Annotated in this window: 1 protein-coding gene; it reads right to left on the bottom strand. The window is 62.4% G+C overall.

All coding sequences use genetic code 11. The features are described 5' to 3' along the window. Positions 1-25 precede the first annotated feature (25 nt). The coding region (gene tolB / locus I5W_RS08330) for a Tol-Pal system beta propeller repeat protein TolB (RefSeq protein WP_044528875.1) at positions 26-987 on the bottom strand (962 nt) is incomplete at its 5' end.

Raw genomic sequence — 987 nt, forward strand, 5'->3', positions numbered from 1 at the left:
GTGATGAAAGCAATATTGGATTTCTTTATTTCATGAACGGACCCCAGGTCGGTTCCCTGATATCACCGGCCTGCGTCGTGAGACGCTGTTTGATTCGACCGTCAGTAGACACCACGGCCAAGGATCCGCGACGACCAGACTCCGTCGCGTACATGATGTATTTGCCGTTGGGCGCAAAGCTGGGCGACTGGTCGCGGCTGCCGTCGGAGAGGCGAATCTCCTGGCCATTGGTCAGGTCCAGCGCATAGAGCTGGAACAGACCGTCGCGACGCGAGATGAAGGCCAGCGTCTTGCCGTCAGGCGAAATGCGGGGGCTGATGTTGTAGCTGCCATTGAAGGTGACGCGCTGCGGCGTGCCGCCATCCAGGCTCACTTTGTAGATTTGCGGGCCGCCGCTGCGGTCGCTGGTGAAGTAGATGCTACCGCCATCAGGCGAGAACTGCGGTTCGGTATCGATGCCGGCGCTGTTGGTCAGGCGGCGCAGGCCGGAGCCGTCGGCATTGATGAGATAGACCTGGGTCAGGCCATCGCGGGTCAGGGCCACGGCCAGGCGCGAGCCATCCGGCGACCAGGCCGGGGCCGAGTTGCTGCCCTTGAAGTTGGCCACGATGGAGCGCTGGCGCGTCACCAGGTTCTGGATGTAGACCACCGGCTTCTTCATCTCGAAGGAGACGTAGGCGACCTTGGTGCCGTCAGGCGACCAGGCCGGCGAGATGATGGGCTCGTTGGAGCGCAGCGCTACCTGGGTGCCTTCACCATCGGCGTCAGCCACTTCCAGGCGGTATTCATTGCCGGACTTGGTGACGTAGGAGATGCGGGTGGAGAAGATGCCAGGGATGCCGGTGAGCTTCTGGTAGATGTCGTCGGCGATCTTGTGCGCGGTCAGGCGCAGCAGTTGCGGCTGGGCACCGATGGACAGGGCCGAAAGCTGGGTCGATTGCACGGTGTCGAAACAAGCGTAGCGCACGTCGAAGCGGCCATCGGCCA

This window comes from Herbaspirillum sp. B65 (genome assembly GCF_000333555.1).
Lineage (GTDB): Bacteria > Pseudomonadota > Gammaproteobacteria > Burkholderiales > Burkholderiaceae_D > Herbaspirillum > Herbaspirillum rubrisubalbicans.